Raw genomic sequence first — 20,277 nt, forward strand, 5'->3', positions numbered from 1 at the left:
CTCAGCGGTCGCCGCCAGAAAGCGACGAGAGGTCGGCCTGGAGTTCGAAGTTGTCGGCAGAAAAGTAGGCGTTGCCGAACACCGCAGGCATCTTCTTCGCCTTGAGAAACCGCTTGCCCTCCGACGAGCGCGCAGCACCCACAGCATGCAGCACACGCACGGCCTCGGTGGCGGTCGTCACCGGCAACTCGTCGAGCGACAACCGACCTTCCTTGAAGAACGGCAGCAGCCCGGCGAGCACCTCTTGATCGCTGAACGCGAATGCCTCGGCTTCGGCGCGGCGCATGGCCGCCTCGATGCGGCTGGCTTCGTCCACCACCAACGGCGCCAACGCACCTCGCTCAACTTCACGTTCACGCATGGTCCAACGCAAGGCGGCACCGGCCAGGCGAATCTCGGCTGTACCCATCCGCTCGGCCATCGCGTCCAAAAACTCATGGCGGTCTACGTCGGGCTGCTCCTTCAGCAGACTCATCGCGCGCCCCAGAGGTGACTGTGCGCTGTAGTCCAGCGACAAGGCTTGCCTCAGCAGACTGGTGAACCGCCGCACATAGTTGTTCATCTCCGACCGAAGCATCGGGAGCTTCAGGCTGCAGGCCGCCTCGACCATGCTTTCCATTCGATCGCACAACCACAACATCGGACTGCGAAGCTGCACCTGAGGCTCCAACCAGGCTGCGCGCTGCAGCAGGCTGGCGTCCACGCTGTTGCGAATCTCTGCGGGCAGCGCTCGGATCTGGTCGAGCTGCTCGACGATGTGGCCACGGTGCCGTTCAGCCGAATCGGCTACGAGGCGCACCGCGTACTCCTTGGCAAATCGCTTCTCGATGAACTCGTTGAATTCGCTCCACGCGACCTTCTGCTCAAGCGCCTCGCGCGTCAGGCTCTGGATCAGCGTGCGGAAGTACTCGATGTCATCTTGCAGGTCCTGAACCACGCGGGTGGCGAAGTCGTATCCATCCAGCAACTCGTCCACGTCATGGCCGGTCACAAAGGCAGCCAACGCCTTTTTGGCGGAACGCATATTTCGCTGACGAGTACGAGCGCGCGAGTTGTCCAGGTTGGAGAGGACCTCGGCGACCTCCTTGCCCGCGCGTGTCATCTTGAGTGTCGGCTTGAGGTCAATCGGATCTTTGTAGTCTTCGAGCCAGGCGTGTTCCTTCAACTTGCGCACGAGCTCGCCGGCATACGTGCGCTCTTCCTCCGCAGAGATCGATTTTCCCGGCTCGAATGCCAACGCCCGGAGTACCGGATCCACAAGTACTTGGAAGATCATGCTGACCACCAGCTCACGGGTCAGCGCCTCGGAATAGTCGGCATTCGGCCCATGCACACGGTCATACAGGCTCCGAAGCACAGCGGCACAGCACTCTCTGTCCCCGTGGGTCAGGGGTCGGAAGAACTGATCTCGTTTGCCGGTGAAAAAGACGTTTGCCATTCTGATGTCACTGTAGCCGCCCGGCCTCCGCCACCCAACACAGCGTGTTGACCAACGCCATCTGCTCCGGCGTTTGACACTTGATGGCCGTGAGCGCCGGGTTGGCGATCACGATCGCCAGACACTTGGCGCGTGAGACCGCGACGTTGAGGCGGTTCTTGCTGTAGAGAAATTCAATGTGCCGTGGCAGGTCCTGTTCGCTGGATGTAGTCATCGACACGATGACCAGTTCGGCCTCCTGGCCCTGGAACTTGTCGACGGTGCCGACGCGCGCGCCATCAGGCAGCACACGCTTGAGCAGGTTGACCTGCACGTTGTACGGCGCCACGACCAGAATGTTCGATGGTGTCATCGGATGCTCGGCGCCCTGCTTGTCGGTCCACCTCTGCTGCAGTGCGCTCGCGTACACCTCCGCAACCAGCCGTGCCTCCTCTTCGCTGCGCTGGGAACATCCTTCGTGCGCAAGTGGCGCATGAATGATGCCCGCAGGACGCAGGAGCCGGTGCGTGCCGTCGCCGAGGACCAAGGTTCGAGCCGCGTTGCCTGCCTCCGGCTGAAGGCGGCCGTCGTACACCGCATCGGAGATGAACCGGCAGACGGCCGGGTGCATGCGGTAGCTGGTCGCGAGAAAGATGCCCCGGTCGGCCGCGATGGTGGCAGCACCATCCAACAGGTAGTCCAGCCCCGACTCGCCCGAGCGGCCGGGATGCACCCCCTGCACCGGCTGACTGAGCTGCATCTGGTCGCCAAGAAGCACGATGTTCCGGGCGCTGGTGCCGGCGGCAATCAGGTTGGCCAACGCGACCTGCCCGGCTTCATCGACAAACAGGGCATCGAACTGTTGGTCTGCGTCCGGGTCAGCAAAAAGCCACGCCGTCCCTGCCACCAGCCTTGCCGCGGACGCCCACACGTCGCCGTTCGAATACAAGTTGGCGACCCCGCCAGCTCCGTCGAACTCGGTGTCCGCACGTCCCACCGTGCACTTCTTGACGACGCGCACATCCAGCCGCCGTTCGGTCACGACACCCATCACACCGCTCAATAGGTTGTTGATGGCCTTGTGGCTGTTCGACATGATGCCGACACGCCACCCGGCCGCGAGCAGGCCGACGATCATTCGCGAACCGGTGTACGTCTTGCCCGACCCGGGCGGTCCCTGGACATAGAGGCAGGTCTGGTCCATCGCTTGCGCCGCGGCCAGGCTCCCCGCCAGGATCTCTTGCCCTGGCGCGATGATGGGTTGGCCCACCGACCAGCCAGCGAGCTTCGGCGGTGCACGGCGCAACAGCCCCGACAGCGCCGGATACCTGTCGTCGCCGGCAATATGGCTGTCCGCAAAGCGGTACAGCGCGTTGACCAACACCTTCGACTCGATCGGACCCGAAGGACCGATGCTCAGGCGCGGCGGCAACGGATCCTTCTTGGGTCCGATCTTCAGTCTCACTCGCCGAGTCGCCTCGTCGTAGTCCAGCTTGCCGACCTTCTCGGCGGTGTCGGCGCGGGTGCATTCAGCGCCGGTCGCGAGCTTGCACTCCTGCTCGGGGGTCAGGTAGGTGTAGATGGTGGACCGCTTGTCCAGCGCTGGTGGATGCGCCGGGTCCAGTTGCAGACCCGCCAGGCACTCCGGGTCGTCCAGAAGCTCCTCTTCGCTGAGGTCCATGCGGGCGAACAGCGCCCACCAGCCCGGCTTGTCGGCGCGGCGGTGGAAGTCCAGCAGCTGATAGGTCAGCTCGCAGACGTGGTGTTCCGATGTCCACGTACTGCGCTCAGCCGGCAGCGTATCCACGAGTCGCCGGCGATACCGCACCAGCCTCTGCTCGGCCTCTTGCGCGCGCGTGAGCGCGGGGGCCTCGCCGCCGTCATCTGGAGCGGCAGCGGCAACTCGATTCCGCCAGGGCACGCCCGAGGGACGCAGCGTGAGCAGCCAATCTCGCAGCTGTTGCGTGGACTCGACATCGTCGCGGTTGTAGTCGTGGATGTCCTGCAACAGCTGTGGGTCGCGCGTCTCGCGCCAACGCTCGTAGAAGACGATGCTTGCGCCCGCGTTCTGTACATCACCGGCGCGCGGCGGCCGATAGAAGTGCTCGACGTACTTGATCGAATAGCTCGGCTCCGAAATGCGGATGCCTTCGCGCACCACCTTGTAGAGGTCAACCAGAGCGCCCTGGCGCAGCAGGTTGTCCACCTCGACCTCACGCGTCGCGTGCCAGCTGGCCAGGCGCTTGAGGGCAGTCTCCTCATAGCTGGCGTAGTGGTAGACGTGCGCACCGGGATGCCGCCGTCGCCGATCGGCCACGAAGTCGATGAATTGCTCGAAGGCGACGCGCTCTTCTGTTCGGGTATGGGCCCAGAACGGGAGGAAGGCCCACGCACCCTGCTCCAGAAACCAGACGCCAAAGAGGTATTCGAGCCCGCCGTCCTCCAGCGGGTCACCCTCCATATCGAAGAACATGTCCCCGAGGTCGGGTGCCGGTAGGCGATGGAAACCGCGCCTTGCGTCGGCGTCGGGTGGTAGGACGATCACTTCGCGGTGACCGGTCCGGCGCGCGCCTTCTTGCAGCGCTGCCTGCGACTGCAGACGGGCCATGAGGTCAGTATGCATCTTCGGGATGACACTGCCAGGCGGTACAGCTGCCAGCTTTGCCAGGGTGTCGATGCCTGCCACCTCCAGCTTGGTCCACTGCACACGCGAAATGTTCGCCACCTGGCACAGGTGGTCGTCCGCGACGCGCTGCGCCTCGCAGCGATCGCTCCAGTGGCAAAGGTCGCAGTGTGCGGAGGGCAGCGGGTAGGTTCCGGGATCGGCACCACCGGCCAGGATGTCGATGCGCGCCAGAAAACGAACAAGCAGGGCGCGGAAGTAGTGCATGAAGTCGGCACACCGATACGCCCGCCCGGTCTGGTCGCCGAGCACGACGTGCATCTGCCTCGGCTCCGCTCCCTGCGCCAGCGCAAGCAGGTGGCTGTAGAACGCCAGCTGCACCAGGAACTTGGCCTTCGGAGAACGTGCGAGCTTGGTGTCGGCGACCTCGTAGCGCCAAGGCCCCAGGTCCGAGGCCTCGCCATCAACGCGCATCAGGAAGTCGGCATGGCCGAACAATTGCCCATCGCGCAGCGTTGCCTGGTAGATGACCTCGACGCCGCTGCGCATCGCGGCCAGGGTGCGCGCCAGCTTGTCGTCGATGCCCCCGCCGTCGGCGGCGATGTCGATCACCACACGGCCTTCGGCCCGCAGGCGGCCAAGGTAGGCCCGCTCATGTTCGTCGCCCTTGCGGGCAATCAACGCAGCGGACTCATCAGGCACGGACTTGGACGCACGCGCGTCGGCGTCGTGAAGGCTCTGGAGATCGAGCACCGTCAGGTGCTCGCATTCCAGAAAGCCGACCAGATCGGTGGCCGAGAAGAGATAGAGCCCATCGCGTAGCTGCATGCGGGTTCAGCCCTCGCCTTCGACGGTCGTGGCGCGAAGGCGGTCGAGTTGAGAGGTCAGCACCGACAGGCGCTTGGCGATCTCTTCTTCCATCAGCCGCGCACGGTTGAGGATTTTTTCGCCGCCGCCGACCACCGTGCGTGCCGATGTCTTGATCTCCTCGAAGCCGGCGATCTGCTTGCGGATGGCCTCGATGGCGACATCCATTTCGGCCAAGCTGGCTGCCTCTTCTTCGTTGTGTTGATTCGCGCGCACGCAAAGTGCCTTGGCCAACAGGTAGGCCGCCTTCAAACGCACGTCGGTGGCCGGATCGTCAGCGTCCCAGACGACCACGATGTCAAGGCCCCAGCGGTGCAGCTCGGGCAGGCCGGCTGGCGCCGTCTGCGACGAGTGCACGAAGAGGCACACCGACGCCGACCGATTGCGGCGGGCAACGTCAGCCTCCTCCAGCGTGGCCTTGAGGGTGTAAACGCCACTGGCCTTGGCCTCCACCACGATGTTGGCGCCGGCCACGGCCGAGTCGACTCCCATCGTCACCACGAAGTCGCCCACCTTGCTGCGCGGGATCACGCCCGAGGTATCACCGACGGCGTCGAAAACGTCGTCCGCAGCGAGGCAATGTGCCTGGAGGTGTTCGCCGACGCGCGACTCGAACTCGTTGCCGTGCAGCGTGGAGCGACGCGCGTCATCACGGCGAGTGACGATCTTCTCCAGCAGCGAAGTCACGCGCAGTTCGAAGTCGCGCGAGCGCTCGGACTGGGCAGTTTCAAAACGCTCCAGGCGCTGGACGATTCGCGTCAGGCCGGACTCCGGGTTGTCCAGCGAGAACTGGGCACTGATCTGGCCCTGCGCCTGCTCGACCCGGCCGACCAGGCGCGACAGCGCCGAGTCCTTGTTGTCGAGCGAAAACTCACCGACCACCGACGTGACGCGCTCCCCCAGGTTGCGCTCCAGATCGCCATGGCGATCCTTCAGTTCCCGAACCAGGCGGCTCAGGGCGCTGTCGGGCCGATCAAGTGAAAACTCGCCAGCAATCGCTTCGCTCTGCCGCAGCAGGGCCGTCGAGATCTGGCCGCGAATCGCCTCGATGAACTCGTTACCCTCTTCCGGACTGAGCAACGATTGCAGGGCACTATCGTCGCCCAGGTGCTTGGCGAGTACTTCGTCAAGCGTCCGACGTGCCGTCTCGACCTGGCTACCGATCACCGTCGCGAGTTCACCGTCGTGTTTGAGCAGGCGCTGCACCCGCTCGGTGAACGCACCGCTCGCTGGATCGAAGTAGCCGCGCAGCGTACCGCCGAGCGTCTCGTCGAGCAGCTCCCGGTGCTTGTTCAGACGCTCTTCCAGGGTGCCCAGCAGGCGATCACCTTCCTGGCGGATCGCCATGCCGTCAACGGTACCCCGCGCAGCCTTAAGCGACAGGATGCCGATCTTGAGCGCGGTCAGGGCGAGCTCTTGCCGGTCGCGGCCCTCGGCCGCCTCGGCCAACGCCGCAAGGGCCTCAGGATCGGTGACCGATAGGTGCAGGTAGATCGGCTCCAAAGCCATGACCGCTTCAGTGTTCAGAGAATCAATCAGATTCATGGAGACCACCCGAATGTAGTTGTGGATGCCGAGGCTATCCGGCTACTGGCTCAGATCGTGAGCTAGTCAGCTTGCAGACAAACACCGATCGACTTCAGCCACTGGACTTCTAGGCCCCCTACTGCTCGACGACTGGCGCACCTTCGGATGCCTTCCCGCCGCGCTTGCGCTGGACGCGCGTGCCCCTCTTTGGCACCTTCTCCAACGCCTCCCACAGCCGCTTGGCGTAGCTGAAACCTGCCAGCTTGACCGTCTCGGCCGTAAAGTGGGCGCACCACAGAACCGCCAGACAAGCCGCAACGAGCAGGACCAGGATGTGCGCTGCATCCAGGCCCGACTGGGTAAACAACGGCTGCTCCAAACGCAGTGCACCGGCGTGCAGCAACGTTGCCACGATCGTCGCCAGCGCGACACCGAAGCCCACCCATCGCGACCCGTATGCATTCCTGTTGTAGCCGTAGGCAACCAGTTCCTTGAATATGAACGGGAAGGCTCTGCTGTCACTGGTGAGCGGGCGCAAAGCGTCGGACGCCGATGCATAGACCTGGTCCGCATGCACTGGATCTTGTCGCTCTTCATCTGCGCTCGGCACGATGAGCGCAAGCTGCGACGCCACAAGTTCGTGATACCGAAGCTTTGTCAACCGCGGCAGCTGGTTGTCCCGATGCCGCAGCAAGATTGTTGATGGTTGTGCACCCCACTCCCGATGGAGGCGATCCTGGGCCCGCTGGCCCCAGCTGCGGACGAAACTCGAAAGGAGATAGGGCCCGCCGCACGTTGCCATCACCGTGCTCAGCGCAACGATCAGCGGGTTCTTGTTGCCGTACAACAGTGCGAGGAATGCGATCGCGGGAGAGAGAACCAGCAACCCTGGAAAGAGGCGCGCCCTCAGTTCATAGGGATCGAGCAAGCGGCCGAGGGCCGAAATCCAGTTCACCGCCATGCCCTCGAAATGCCGGCTGCACCTTGAAGCGTGTACTCGGTCTCCACCGTGATGCTGCCCACGTAGTTCTCGAGGGTAGTCATACCTTCGTTCGTCAGGCCGCTGTGCGTGTACTTGGGGTTCGACACATAGAAGTGAACCTTGTCGCCGACGCACTCCATCGTGATGTCGCCAGCGCTGTTCTGAGTGATCTTCTTGTAGCCTGTGTAGTAGTTCAGATGTCGCGAGGGCGCTTCGCCGATGACGATGATCTGGGGGTCGAGCTTCTCGAGCCACGCGTCCGGGATCTTTCCGGACTCGCGGCCGTGGTGGGATGCGAAGACGATAGTGGTCTTCTCCAGCTTGATGTAGTCGGTGATCCGCTCCATGAACTCGGTTTCGAGGTCCCCCAGCCACATCACGCTCGCGCCACCTTCGAGCGCATACCGGATCACGGCGGAAGTGTTGTTGTAGCTCTCACCGGCATTGCAGGCGGTCAGGGCTTCCTTGAAGTCCGAGTTGTTTGTGTCAGGCCAAAGGATGCTGAGGCCTGAGGCGCCCCGGCCCTCGCCCTCCTGGTTCATCCACTTTCGTGAGCATCCCTTGTAGATATAGAAGGCCTTCGTCGCGTCATCGCGAAGCGCGCAATAGCGCTTGAACGACTCGGTCTCCTCATCCTTGATAGCCTGGTTCTTGATCACGTAGAAGTTCGCGATCGGCATCGCGTCGTCCAGAAGCTCGATCCCGCCAAAGTGGTCCTGGTCGGGGTGAGTGGAAATGAAGCGGGCGATCCCCTTGTACTGCGACGCACTTCTCAACTCTTCGATGCGCTCCTCGGCTGTCTCAGCGTTCAGGTTGCAGTCAATGATGGTGAAGTTGTCGCTGTTGTGCTTGACGTAGAACATGTCGCCATGCCCGACGGCGAAGCTTTTAACGATCGACACTGTGGTTCCCTTCTGTGAGTGGCTACTGCCACGAGTTGCATCAAGTCCGGACAACCGACACCCAAGTAGCGGGATGTCGTAGCTTCCGCCCCTCCCGCCTCGCGGGCAGAGACCTTGCGGGCCGGTAGCGCTAACCAGTACAGTAACTATACGCGTACTTTGTATTCGCGTCAACTAACTATACTAGCGACATGCCAAGCCAAACCACACGCAGCAACCCAGCATCCAACGAGCAGCAAGCCAGCGACGCGGCGCAGAAGCGGGGGGGGCGGGAAGCGGGCCTGAGCGACGGACCACGCACAGCCAACCAGCGGCTTGTCGACGGGGGCGATTCGGGCTCGGTGAAGTGGAGCCAGGAGCGCCGGCTCCACTTCATAGACTTCCGCCTGCAATGGGAGGGACGGATCAATCGCCGTGACGTGACCGAGTTCTTCAAGATCTCGGTCCCCCAGGCGTCGGCCGATATCTCGCGCTATTCGGAAATCGCCCCTGGCAACCTGCAGTACGACGCCAGATCTCGCACCTACATCGCGTCGGCAGTGTTCGCCCCGATCTTTGAGACCTCGGGGCCACGCCAGTACTTGTCTCAACTCCTCGCGGTCGAGCGGAAAGTTTTGGCGAGCGACCAAGCGTTCTTGTCCTACTGTCCGCCGATGGCGTCGGTGCCGCTGCCGTCGAGAAACATTGACCGCGAAACACTCACGCTCATGCTACGCGCCATGGCTGAGAAGGCTATGCTTCAGATTCGCTACCAGTCGATCGCCCGCGAAGAGGAGCAGAAGCGCTACGTCAGCCCCCACGCGTTCGGCTACGACGGCGTGCGATGGCACGTGCGTGCCTACTGCCACCTCCGCCAGGGATTCAGAGATTTCGTGTTCGGCCGCATCCTGTCTGCAGGTCAGCCGATGGCGTCAACCGTCGATCCAGCAGATGATCTTGAGTGGAACACCAACGTCGAACTCGTTCTAATGCCTGATGCTGCACTCACCCCAAAGCAGCGGCAGGGCGTCGAGCTCGACTACGGAATGAAAGGCGGGAAGTTGTCGATCTCGTGCCGACAGGCCATGCTGTTCTACACGTTGCGGACCCTGAACTTCGAGACGAGTGGCGTGCCCCGAAAGGGCGAGCGACAGCTCGTCATTGCCAACCTTGCCGACATCAAGCCGCTGCTGCCTAAAGCGGGCCAAGCCTGACTACTCGTTCGTCTGACGGCTGCCCATCATTGTCGCTTGCGCGGGGCAAAGACCTCGGAATCGAGGGCCTCGTCCGCGTTCAAAGGGCAGAGGTGTGCCAGCTTGTTCCGCAAGCTGCAGTACTTCTCCGCAATGCGCACAATGTCCTGCGGAAGGCGATGCTTCTTTGCGAGCCACAACAACGGACCGATCTCGACATCCAATAGATCGTAGATCTCCATGCCGTGAACGATCACAGGCAGAGGTACACGCGCGTCCTTCATCCGCTTTGCCAAGTGCCTTCGATTCAACTCAAGCGCCGGAAGCAATTCAGCAGCCTGGGCCGCCCACAGCCGCATCGGCAGCTCCGCTTTGGAGTCACCCTCACGCAGGAGAGCCACAGCATGGGGCGAAACCTCCCCGTCGAACTCTGCGAGCCCTCCTTCCTCCCATGTCGTACCGACGCGCGCGTAGGCCGCGTTTCCGTTGATGGCCTCGCCAATTGCCACGCAAGGGTCGAACAGATCGCGTGGGTCTAGTGCAAGGAGTCGGTCGACCAAGTCAAAGTCCCAGAGCGCCAGTCGCGTGATGATTCGCGCGATCAACTTGGCCTGCGCGTCGATGCGCCCTCCGCTCGAACGCCACGCCTGGATCACATAGCTGAACACGTCAGCCTCACCGACATATCCGTCCCAAATCATTGGTCTGAATGCTGGTGCCTTGCTGGGCAGTCTGGACTTCGGCACACCCCCGGCGATGACCAGGAGTTGCGTCCGGTCCACAGCCGCAACGGCGCGGCTCGCGTTTGCGTACTCATCCACGAATCGCTGCCAAGCCGGCCACTTGGGCATGTCCACCCCCGTGACAATGACGAGGCTCTTTGTCTGGATACCAGCAAGCAGTGAAGCGACGCTACGGCGCGGTGAGGGGCCATCCTCAATTTGCAGTGCAGCGTAGATCTCGTCAATGGGCGATATGCCCGAGGCCTCTACGGGACCGGTCAGACGCCACTCGTTCGCCAGCCGATCCTCGATCGCCACGCTCAGTGCCAGGGCGGCTGAGTCAGGTGCCGCCAGGACTACGTTGGCCCCTTCGCGCAATACTTCCACCACCTCTGCAATGAAGCCGGCAGGACCTGGCAGAGACCACCGGTCCATCACCTAGACGTGCCTACCAGTGCCAGCGAAGCGATCGGATCCACAGTCCAGAAATCAGCGCCCTCGGAGCGGGTCAGGCCGAGCAGTTCGCCCCATCGCAAGCTATTTTTCACACGTCGAATCGGCAGTTCTGCCACAAGCGCCAGTTCGTTGGAGTCCACCGGCTCGCCAAGCCGTGCCAGCACCTCGATCACCATCCGTGGTTCCGCGACGTCAAGCCCCAGCCGGCTTCTCCATAGAGCGGCAAGGTCGGGACGCTCGAACCATCGCCCACTGGCCGTTGCCAAGCGCTCTCGCAGTGTGCGCAGTTCGGTGCAGTCGCCCGCAAGGTCCATCAGCAGCGTCGGCCAATAGCCGGTCGCTTCTCCTAGCCGGCGCCGATCCTCAGCGTCCAACTGCAGCTGGCGCTCATCGAGCCAGTGGCGCAGGAATTCGTCGCGCCAATGAAGCAAAGACATCCATGGCGGCTGCTCGTCCTCGCCATTCAGTTCATCTCCGAGCAGGCGCCATAGCGTGGCAGGTTCGGCTACAAAAACGATCGACGCGAACTTGCTTCCTGATTGCAGGCGCTTCAGTCGTTGCTGAGCCTCGGCGAGCCAGAGCGCCGTCCAGGGCAACGAATCGGGCACAACGAACGCCGTGACGAGGTCCTTCTCGCGGTCAATCAGTGCCTCAGCTAGAGCATTCCCAAAGGACTGTCGATCTGTGCAGTTGGTGAGCACGACCGGCGTCGCCTCCTTTCCGAGGTAGTCCTCCAGGCTGGCCACCACGCGGTCGATCCCCGCGGTCGCCGTTCCTGCAACAATAGTGACGTTGTTCGTTCGCTGCAGCAACTTGCTAAGCTGCTGATACGTGAACACATTCCGCAACGCTGAACTGGGCGATTGTCGGAGCGGCGGTCTGAACGAGGCCGACTCGAACTCGACGGCGGGCTCTCGGTCCTTGATGAGTACGGCCTCAATCTCCTCCTGCGTGCCAAGCAAGAGCAAGACGTTCGGATTACGCAGCACGTAGCGCCCACCGGGGACACGGCGCAACACACCCAAGCCGACCATCTCGTCTAGCAGCACACGGAAGTCCAGCTCACTGGTATCACGGAAGCCAACCGGCCACCAATGCATCGCGCCCGACTGACGAATCGTCTGCCAAGGCATGCCGTCACTTTGCGAGTAGCGATTTCGCAGCAGGTCGAGCGCCATCGCATACGCCACTACCTCGTAGCGAGGATCTAGCTGGAGCGTCAATCGGAACTTGGCACGGATCTCGTCTCGCAACGCATCGCTGGAATAAACCTGCTCGATGTCTCGATCGGTGACGAGGTAGCGCGGCCCGTTCGGCCGCTGCCGATTGGCGACCTGGCCAAGCATGTGGCGCAACAGATGCGAGCAGTAGAGCTGAATCAGGCTCGGGTAGTAGTTGGTCTGCGCCAGGATACGAATTACAAGCCCACGGCTCTCGAAATCGAAGCCGGCCGCGGCCATCGGGCGCCGAATCAGATCGGCGGCCTCCCGTACTTCCTCGCCTTCGCGCAATGGGCCGATCTCGATCGGCTCCCCGAAGTGCGCTAGCGGATGGTTCGGCCGCTCGGTCATCCGAAGGACGTTGTGCAGACCCGCAAAGACCACTTTGAAGCGACGACCGGTCTCATCCATGAGTTGCTTTAGCCGTCGGGTTTCCTCAAAGTCGTTGCGGCCATCTTGTTCAAAGAATCGGTCGGCTTCATCAAGAAGGAGTAGTACCCGACGGTCGGTGTCGGAGGTAAGAAAGTCTCGAATCGCTCTGATCACCCCCTCGACGCCCTGCTTCTTTCCCGGAATGGGGGCCGCCAAGCGTGCATCCAAGACATGTAGCTCCTTGAGCTTTTCGTGCAGCGTGATCCACATCTCCCCAGCCGCCCTACTGACTCCAATGCCCTCGGCGCGCAGGTCGATCCACTTTGCGTAGTGCTCGCGGCCCGGTGCGTGAAACGACTGCTCTGCGCGCTTGAGTAGCGCGGTCTTCCCGAGCTGGCGACCACCGTAGATGAAGCATCGTCCATTCAGTCCTCGAACCGCATCGAGTTCCACTCCCCGGCCGTAAAACATCTCGGGCGGGACCAAGCCGGCAGTGGCGTCGTAAGGGGACGAGAAGGAAAATGGGAGCGCCGCGTCAAGCCACGTTTGGAGGCGGGATCCTGACGTACAACAAATGTATGCCAGCAGCGTTTCATCCAGCATCACAAACGATCGGCGCTTCGTCTTTGCCAGACGACTCAGGTCGCGCCATTTGCGCTCCGTCATGCGCCCGAAGTAGAAGAGCAGCGCGGGTCGGCTGGCCGCAGAGTCACCCACCCACTGCAAAAGTTCGTCCTCGGTCGGACGCCCCCACACACAAACGACTCGATACTTGCCGGACGCCCCAGACCCGAATAACGGAATCGGACAAATATGCCGGTCCTCAACTGGCAAGACATCAAGCGTCCAGACCTCACGTCCAGCGACCTTTTCTGCGCGCTGGAGAGCCTTCACGGTGAAGCCCAAACCAGTGAGCAGCGGCTCGAGTCGTGACTGCTCTGCGCCCTGATGCGTCTTCATGTCAAGCCAAGCGCCAAACATCTTGGCTGCCTGATCACGCTGGGCACCGGCGATTCGATGAACATCGACACCAGGAATCGATTGCCCTTGACGGATGGCCAACTCGATCGCGTCTCGCCGCTGCCCCTCTAGCCAGGACTCGATGGCTTGCATCGCTGTAGGAAAGAACTTGTTGAACCCCTCGCCGTCTTCTTGATCTAGCTCGGCGGGCGCAGGCCGTCCTTGCGCAAGCCAATGCACGAGTTCGTTGGCCGTTGCGATGTCGCCTTCGGCGAGGGCCTTCTCAATTTCGGCTACGGCAGCTTGCATCTCGCCTGTGACTGCGATTCCGCGCATGGCCTCGCGGACTTGCTCCGCGCGCGCCCCCCGCGCCTCTGTCACCCTGGCTCGTATGCCTTGTAGTTCCGCCATCGCCACGTCGAATCGACGTACATCCTCAAGTTGTGCTTCCCACAATGCCAGGCGGCTCTCGATCTGACCCCGGTCGGCGTCTGGGAGATAGCCATAGGCCGAACCCACTTCGACTGAGCGCCGACATTCGGCGATCTCCTTGCGAAGAGCCTGTCTCCAACGCTCCCGCTCCTGCCGGAAATGCGCCGACGGCGGGTCGCTCATCTCGGCAAGCTGCAACATGTCGGCGCCAAGTAGGTCTCCGCGCTCGAGTCGCTGCTGCAAGGCGCCCTCGGGCGACACAGGTTGCGACAGCCAATGCGTGACCGACAACAGCGCCGCCGCCGGCGCAGCCTCGACAGTCCAATCCTCAGAAACCGGCAGATCCGGAATGAGGAGCAGCGGTCGGCCAACCACATCCGCCGCAGAGGGCTCAGTAACGGGAAGGTCAGTAGTCGAATCAAAGAGCGCGAGCACGGCGCGCATGGCGCTCAGCGCCTGTGCCTGCCCGGCCTGAATCAATCCCCATGGATCGTGATCCGCCGCACGCAACAACTCATCCTCGACGGCCCGACGGCTCTCTCGCAAATTGGTATGCACCTGTTCGAGCACCTCGCGCAGGCGGTCGCCATGCCGTCCGAGCAGATCGACCAAGCTAATCCACTGTCGAGGCAGGCGCAGCGCTTCATCGACGCAACGTAGTAAGTGATCAAGGGCCCCAGCATGAATATCCTCGCCACGCCGACGATTTAACGTCTTGCGATCCGTGTCGCGAATCAGTCGCTGGACGTGATCGTGGTCCGACATCGCGGCCATCTGCTCGCGAACTCGCTCGACATCTGCCACGCGGTTGTGCACGACCGGCGCCACCAAATTGTCGATCTGGCCGCCGGCGCGCAGCCATTGACGCCACACGCCCGTCGCGGCGGCGAACTTGATCGTGTATGCCGGCGCCTGTACTCGCAGCCAATCTTCGGCGGTGTGCTGTAGCGCCTGGAGGTCCGCACGTATTGCTGCTTCTCCCCTGGCCTGGCGAAGTACGGCCGGCTCTATGCGGAAGCCCATCAGAAGTGGGCTGAGCTCGCGCAGCTGTTGAACAAGGGCGTACAGCGCCGGATATCGACCGTCTTGGTGAAGGTAGGCGGCGATCGTGCCGGCGCCGGTATTGGGCGCAATGATCATCGGACGCAAGGTAGCCGACGCAAGGAGCAGATTGACCGCCGCGTGCCAAGCTCGCGGGGTGTCAGTTGCGAACTGCAGCGGATCGAGTCGCTCGAACCGGGCACTGAGCGCCGCCTGAACCCCACCGTCGGGCAGCGTCAAGGCGCCCGCCAGAGCCGAGGCGGCCAATAGGTCCGGCGACGGCACCTTCGTGCCAGGGCTGGCTGCGCCGATCCAATTTGCAGCGTGGAAGGCCAGCGCCGGCTGGCCGTTGGCCAGCAGCTGCCAAATCGGACGGCATGCCTCCCCCGCGGCATCGTTGTAAGGATCGGGTCCTTCGGCTGCGAGCTCGTTCGCTGGTTGCGGTGAAGATCGCGACGCAACTGTTTCCGACGGCGGCGTTGGCAAAGCAGTTTGATCGAACACCTGTGCCGCGGCCGCTGCGGATTCCACCATGGGAGATGCTTCGGGCGTCGGGGCCGGTTGGACTTCGCCGACGAGCTTTGCAGCCCTGTGGGTTGTGCCATCCGGGGTGGCAGTTGCAATTGGAGCAACATCTTCGACCACTTGCGGCTGGGAGGCGTCTTGGACCTGACCTGTCGACTCGTCTGCCACTCCGCCAGACTGCGCCGTGCGGCCCCACAGCAGCGCTCTGTAATCCTGCGTGTAGTCGAAAGGCTCGCCGAAGGGCGAGGCGGCATCGATCAACTGCTCCTGTCGAGCTTGCAACGTGGAGTCGGCATCGATCTGATGTTTAAGTGCCTCGGTGCGCCTGCGTTTGCAGGCGGCCTGTTCGGCGAAACCCTTAGCCTTCGCCAGTTCGTCTTCAATTGTTGCCACAGCCTTGCGGCTCGCATTGGCGGCATCAAGCGCTTGCAGAAAGGTGGCGGCGATGTCACTGCTGCGCTGTGTTGCGGCAAGTGCATCGTCGGCCAACTTTCCGAGCTGCACTGGATCGCCACTTTCACTTGTTGCAAGCTTCCATCGTGCTTCGATCTGAGCTACCAGGTCTTCGTCAAACCAGTCGAGCCCTTCGCGTCCAGGGAGTGCGCGCAGGTGGGTGACCAGATCTGCTATGCAGGCGTCAACGCGAATTGCCTCGGGCTGCTTTCGACTCGGCAGCATTGAGCCATGCATCTCGAGTTCTGCTGCAAGTGTGGCTAGATCCGATACCGCTTCGCGGTTCGGATGGCCCTTCAGTTCTGCCACCAACTCGTCGAGGCGCTGCAGCAATGCAGACCAGGTCTGCCCGTTTGCTGGATCAACCGGATTACCCGAAGCGGAATTGACGCTTTGGTTCTCCGTCGACACGATTGATTCCTTCTCTACATGCGGTAGCCCATTGGTCACCTCAGCAGCGTGGTTGTCTTGCCCAGACTCTGCGACAAGGGCACCCAGCTCGGCGTCCAGTTCGGGGCGGATCTTGAGGGCCTTATCGATGAACCAGCTGGTCCATCCGACTGATGACAGCGCGAAAATCGCGTGGCCTACTTTTGTCCGCAGATCGGCATCCAGCGTGCTCCAGCGGCTCAGATCGGCAACCAAGCGGGTCCACAGCATGAAGAGGCCGAGCGGCGGGCTCTTGATGATTGGTCTCACCGCACCTTCCAAGCGCTTCCGGATAGACGCCCACTCTGGGCAGGCCAAGCTGAGTGCCGCCTCATCCAACACGCCGTTTAGACAGTCTGGTTCATAAGCCTTCAGCAACTGAAGATCAATGGCCAGAGCGTATGTCTGGGCGCCCGCGCTCCCCGTCGGCTCAGTGAGCTCCCGCACGACAGCCCAAAAATTGCCTGAACGACAACCCGGATTGAGGTAGTGGGTGAGGATCGTCCGTTCCGTCTTGGGCGCTTCGCGCGACACGCCGACCAGGGCCCGCGGACCGACCTTGACGCCATCCTGAAGCTTGCGTCGGCGATCCCGAGTCAGACCCGCGTAGCGTTGCATCAGTGCGATGGCCGCAAACGTCTTTCCATCGATCGCGAGCAGCGACCGCGGCAGGCCCTCTACCACGCGATGAACGTAGGACTCTTCTTGTTCTTCCATTCTCTCCCTCTCGTGCTCTCGTGCTTCGACTATCCATGCAGTTCCTGTGGCTCTCGAGCTTTCGGACACGCGCGATGACGGTGCAACGGTCATCCTGCACAGGCAGGGCCCGGACAGCTCGCCTATTCGGCCTCGAATCCCTGCGGTCCGAACCTCAGCGTCCGCGCGTTCTCTGTCACGATGCGCACCACATGTTCAGGCGCGCCGTCTGGAATCTCCGCTGTGATCTCAAGGGTGACACTGACCTTGGCGCCAACCAAGCCCGTCAAATGCGCAATCACCTCAGAGGCAATCTGTCCCGCATCGCGGCCCACACGTTCTGAGTCCAACTGCACCGTTCCGAAATAGCGCTTGGGGCGCACCTTGTTCGGCCCGGGCTCCGGGTCGGGCCCTGGGCCTGGTCCGGGTCCTGGACCGGGATCCGGTTGCGGTCCCGGCCCAGGAGGCGGTGGAACTTGTTGGTCCAGTTGCGCGCGCGCCGCCTCGGGCTTGACCAACAACCCCTTGTCGTCGGGCGTCAACATCACGCCGGTGTTGCACCGCAAGCCCCGATAGCGCTGCCCCACTTCATCGTAGCTCTCGGCGTAGGCGAATCCGTCCTGCTCCCAGGTGAGCAACGAGATCCCGACGCGCGCAGCTTCTGCCAGCACCATTGGCTGGCGTAGGCGCGGCAAGTACAGGTAGCTCGCGAAGTCCTGCGTCAGTTGGCTGACGGAGACATGGTTGCCCCGCCACAGCGGCACCTTGTCCATTTCCATGCGCAGGCGTGTTGCCCCCAGTGCCGCGATCAGCAGTTCTTCGCTACGCAGCTTCTTGCTTGCCCGTGGCGCCAGCGCGTCCTGCCCGGTCAAGCGCACCGCCTCCCACGAGAGCGGCGCTTGCGGTGTCGCCTGGACAGGAACCAGCAGCCATTGATACGTCTCGGGAAGCCGAGCCGCCACCGCCCCATCCGCTGCCTTCAGCTGCGTCTCCGCCTGCGTCACCTGGTTCGGTGTCAGGTTGAGTTCGACCTTTTCGCTGACGATCGACTTCCACGCCAGGAACTTCCGAATCGACTCGTCCAGATCTTGAAGTCGCGTTGCATCGGCTGCCAAGAACACCATCGTGTTGCGCATGAGACGTGGCGCGTTGCCCCGCGTCTCCAAGACTGCCTTTGCCGCGAGTTCGGCAGGGCTGTTGCCCGCCTTCGAGTATGTCTGCGACGAACCCAGCACCACCAGCCTGGCATCCATGTCGTCCGGTACGTCGGCGCCGCTGGAGGGCATGACGTAGGTTCGTTCGAAGTCACCGCGCTGCTCCAGATCCTTGCGCAGCCGCTGCTCCAGTTCGTGAACCACCTTCTCGGGTTCGCGCAGCAGCTGATCAGTGCGGTCGCCTGCCAGTTTAGTCACCGTGGGCTGCGTCGAATACCAGTAGCGGGTGCCGTCTTGGTAGAGGTAGGTGGCGGCGGCCGAAAGCCGGCGCAAGGCATCGCCGAACACGGCAACCGTCTCGCCTGGCATCACGCACCCAAGCTTGACCCGCCTGTCCTCCAGCCCCATGTTGGCCGCACTGCTCAATGGTGCAGAACCCAGATAAACGGCACGCGCGACGCGACGGCACGCCGAGAACTTGCCGAGGTTCGGCACTTCGCCGTCGATGCGCAGTGGCAAGGCATTCGGGCCATCGACGTCACTCTCGATGATCGGCTTCCAGCTGTCCGACAAATACCGCGTCAACTCATCTCGAACCCGGGTGTCGTCGATTGGGATCGTCGCTGGCAGGATCAGGGGGTTTTTGTCGCCCCGTTCCCACAGGCTGTGGATCACGCCCGCCATCAGGCGCAGCACGCCGCGTGTGCGCTGGAATTTCGCCAGCGAAGCCCAGTCCTTGTAGAGCCTGTCGAAAACTTCTGGGTGGATTGGGTAGGCCGCACGTATCCGCTTCTCGTAGTCGGAGTCACGACATTCGCTTGGAAACTCCTGGTGCTGCCCCTGGTACATGTCGGCGAACGCCCGCGCCACTACATCGCGTTGCTTGAAGTGCTCAGGGTCGAGCATCGGCTCGAAGAGTCGCCGGCGAACGATCTCGAAACCCTCCTCTGCCGTGGCAGGTGTCCACGATGACTCCAGCCGTGCCACCACGTTCCGAAGCCGTGCCAACGCTGCCCGGCCGCGCTCGCCGCCCACCTCTTCATCGTCGCCCTGCGCATGCGGTGACGTAGCCGTGTCCGATGCCGGCAGGGACACCACCAACAGGCATGCCTTGGCCAGCTTGGCCGATTCCGTCAACGCTTGCGCGAAGGAGAACTGCGTCTCGAACCCGCCTGCTGGCAGATCGCTTTGATCGTGAAGTTGCCGCGCGTAGGCCACCCACTCGTCCACCAGGATGATGCTGGGTCCGTACTCGTTGAACAACTCGCGCAGCATGTCGCCCGGGTTGGTGGCACGCTCATCGTCGGCGGCAATGCGCGCGTAAGCAGCCTTTCCGCCCAGTTGCCATGCGAGCTCGCCCCACAGCGTGCGGACGACGGTCCCGTCGGGCTTCAGGGACGGGTTTCCGGGCGAGATCTTGTTGCCCACCAATACCACGCGCTTGGCCTTCACCAGCTTGGTCACGCCGGCCTGCTGCATCAGCTCCTCTACACCCAGAAGTTCGCTTGCCGTTGCACCCGAGAACAGGTGGTACAGCGCCAGCATTGAGTGCGTCTTGCCGCCACCAAAGTTGGTCTGCAACTGCACCACCGGGTCACCGCCGCTGTCGGCAATGCGCCGCAGTGCGCCTACCAGAAGCCGCTTCAAACTTTCGGTGAGATATGTGCGCCGAAAGAACTCCCGAGGATTGCGATACTCATCAGAACCTTCGTTCAGGTGAACCTGCCACAGGTCCGCCGCGAACTCCGCCTGTTGGTAGCGTCCACTGGCAACGTCCTTGTGCGGCGTGATCACCTCGCGCCATGGCGTCAGTGCTGTGTTGGCTTGGCTCTCCAAAGGCAGGTTTGCCGTTTTGCGCCGCTCGCCGCGGGCCTGTTCGTCGCCCACGAGGCGACGCAGTTCCAACTTCAAACGCCGGATGTCTTCGGCCTCGGCCGCCGAGATGGCCGTGAGCAAACGCTCCATCGAGTCCAGCGCACGGTCTGCGTCGTCGCTCGAGAACGGTTGCTGATGCGCCCACTTGTTGCGCCAGTCGCGAATTTCCGACACCAGGCTGCGCTGCGGGAACCCCAGCGTGCGCTTGAACACGTCATTCCAGGTGTCCCACATCAGCTTCATCAGCGGTGAAACATCGTACTGCCCGATGGGTTTGTCCACCAGATTTGGGTCTTCGATGAAGCCGCGCACCGCTTGCGGCGACAGCGCGCCCGTCTGAACCGCAGACTTGATCTCGCGTTCCACAAAAGGTGCCAAGCCTGTCTTAAACAGGTCCAGCGCCTTGCCGACGCGCTCGTGGTTGGTGATGGCCATCTGTTGCTATTCCCTGA

9 protein-coding genes are annotated in these 20,277 nt (G+C 62.6%); 1 reads left to right on the forward strand and 8 read right to left on the reverse strand.

Annotation, left to right across the window (positions count from 1 at the left end; genetic code table 11):
* Nucleotide 1: 1 nt before the first annotated feature.
* The 5 genes from AC1DTW_RS11625 to AC1DTW_RS11645 form a co-directional block, all read right to left on the reverse strand.
* Nucleotides 2-1,438: a Wadjet anti-phage system protein JetA family protein gene (locus tag AC1DTW_RS11625; protein ID WP_477981249.1), complete on the reverse strand. Its 1,437-nt coding sequence runs from the start codon at nucleotides 1,436-1,438 to the stop codon at nucleotides 2-4.
* A 7-nt stretch (nucleotides 1,439-1,445) separates the two neighbouring features.
* Complete coding sequence (locus AC1DTW_RS11630; RefSeq protein ID WP_477981250.1) at nucleotides 1,446-4,868, reverse strand: TM0106 family RecB-like putative nuclease; 3,423 nt, start codon at nucleotides 4,866-4,868, stop codon at nucleotides 1,446-1,448.
* A 6-nt stretch (nucleotides 4,869-4,874) separates the two neighbouring features.
* Nucleotides 4,875-6,452 carry a hypothetical protein gene (locus AC1DTW_RS11635; RefSeq protein ID WP_477981251.1) on the reverse strand — a complete coding sequence of 526 codons (1,578 nt, stop codon included), beginning with the start codon at nucleotides 6,450-6,452 and terminating at the stop codon, nucleotides 4,875-4,877.
* Between the two features lie 118 nt (nucleotides 6,453-6,570).
* Complete coding sequence (locus AC1DTW_RS11640) at nucleotides 6,571-7,389, reverse strand: hypothetical protein (RefSeq protein WP_477981252.1); 819 nt, start codon at nucleotides 7,387-7,389, stop codon at nucleotides 6,571-6,573.
* Nucleotides 7,386-8,318: a ComEC/Rec2 family competence protein gene (locus AC1DTW_RS11645; RefSeq protein ID WP_477981253.1), complete on the reverse strand. Its 933-nt coding sequence runs from the start codon at nucleotides 8,316-8,318 to the stop codon at nucleotides 7,386-7,388. The genes AC1DTW_RS11640 and AC1DTW_RS11645 overlap by 4 nt, the downstream gene beginning before the upstream one ends.
* Before the next feature lie 191 nt (nucleotides 8,319-8,509).
* Between AC1DTW_RS11645 and AC1DTW_RS11650 the strand changes: the two genes are divergently transcribed.
* Complete coding sequence (locus AC1DTW_RS11650; protein WP_477981254.1) at nucleotides 8,510-9,511, forward strand: BrxR family helix-turn-helix transcriptional regulator; 1,002 nt, start codon at nucleotides 8,510-8,512, stop codon at nucleotides 9,509-9,511.
* Between the two features lie 26 nt (nucleotides 9,512-9,537).
* On the opposite strand, the gene AC1DTW_RS11655 is transcribed toward AC1DTW_RS11650, so the two are convergent.
* The 3 genes from AC1DTW_RS11655 to AC1DTW_RS11665 all read right to left on the reverse strand — a co-directional run bounded on the left by AC1DTW_RS11655 (nucleotide 9,538) and on the right by AC1DTW_RS11665 (nucleotide 20,260).
* A complete protein-coding gene (locus AC1DTW_RS11655; RefSeq protein WP_477981255.1) occupies nucleotides 9,538-10,599 on the reverse strand; it encodes a hypothetical protein in 1,062 nt (353 codons plus the stop codon).
* Between the two features lie 47 nt (nucleotides 10,600-10,646).
* Entirely contained in the window at nucleotides 10,647-16,817 is a 6,171-nt protein-coding gene (locus AC1DTW_RS11660) for an ATP-binding protein (protein ID WP_477981256.1), read from the reverse strand.
* Nucleotides 16,818-16,939: 122 nt separating this feature from the next.
* A complete protein-coding gene (locus tag AC1DTW_RS11665) occupies nucleotides 16,940-20,260 on the reverse strand; it encodes a Swt1 family HEPN domain-containing protein (protein WP_477981257.1) in 3,321 nt (1,106 codons plus the stop codon).
* Nucleotides 20,261-20,277 lie beyond the last annotated feature (17 nt).

It is taken from the genome of Rhizobacter sp. P5_A1 (assembly GCF_056400745.1).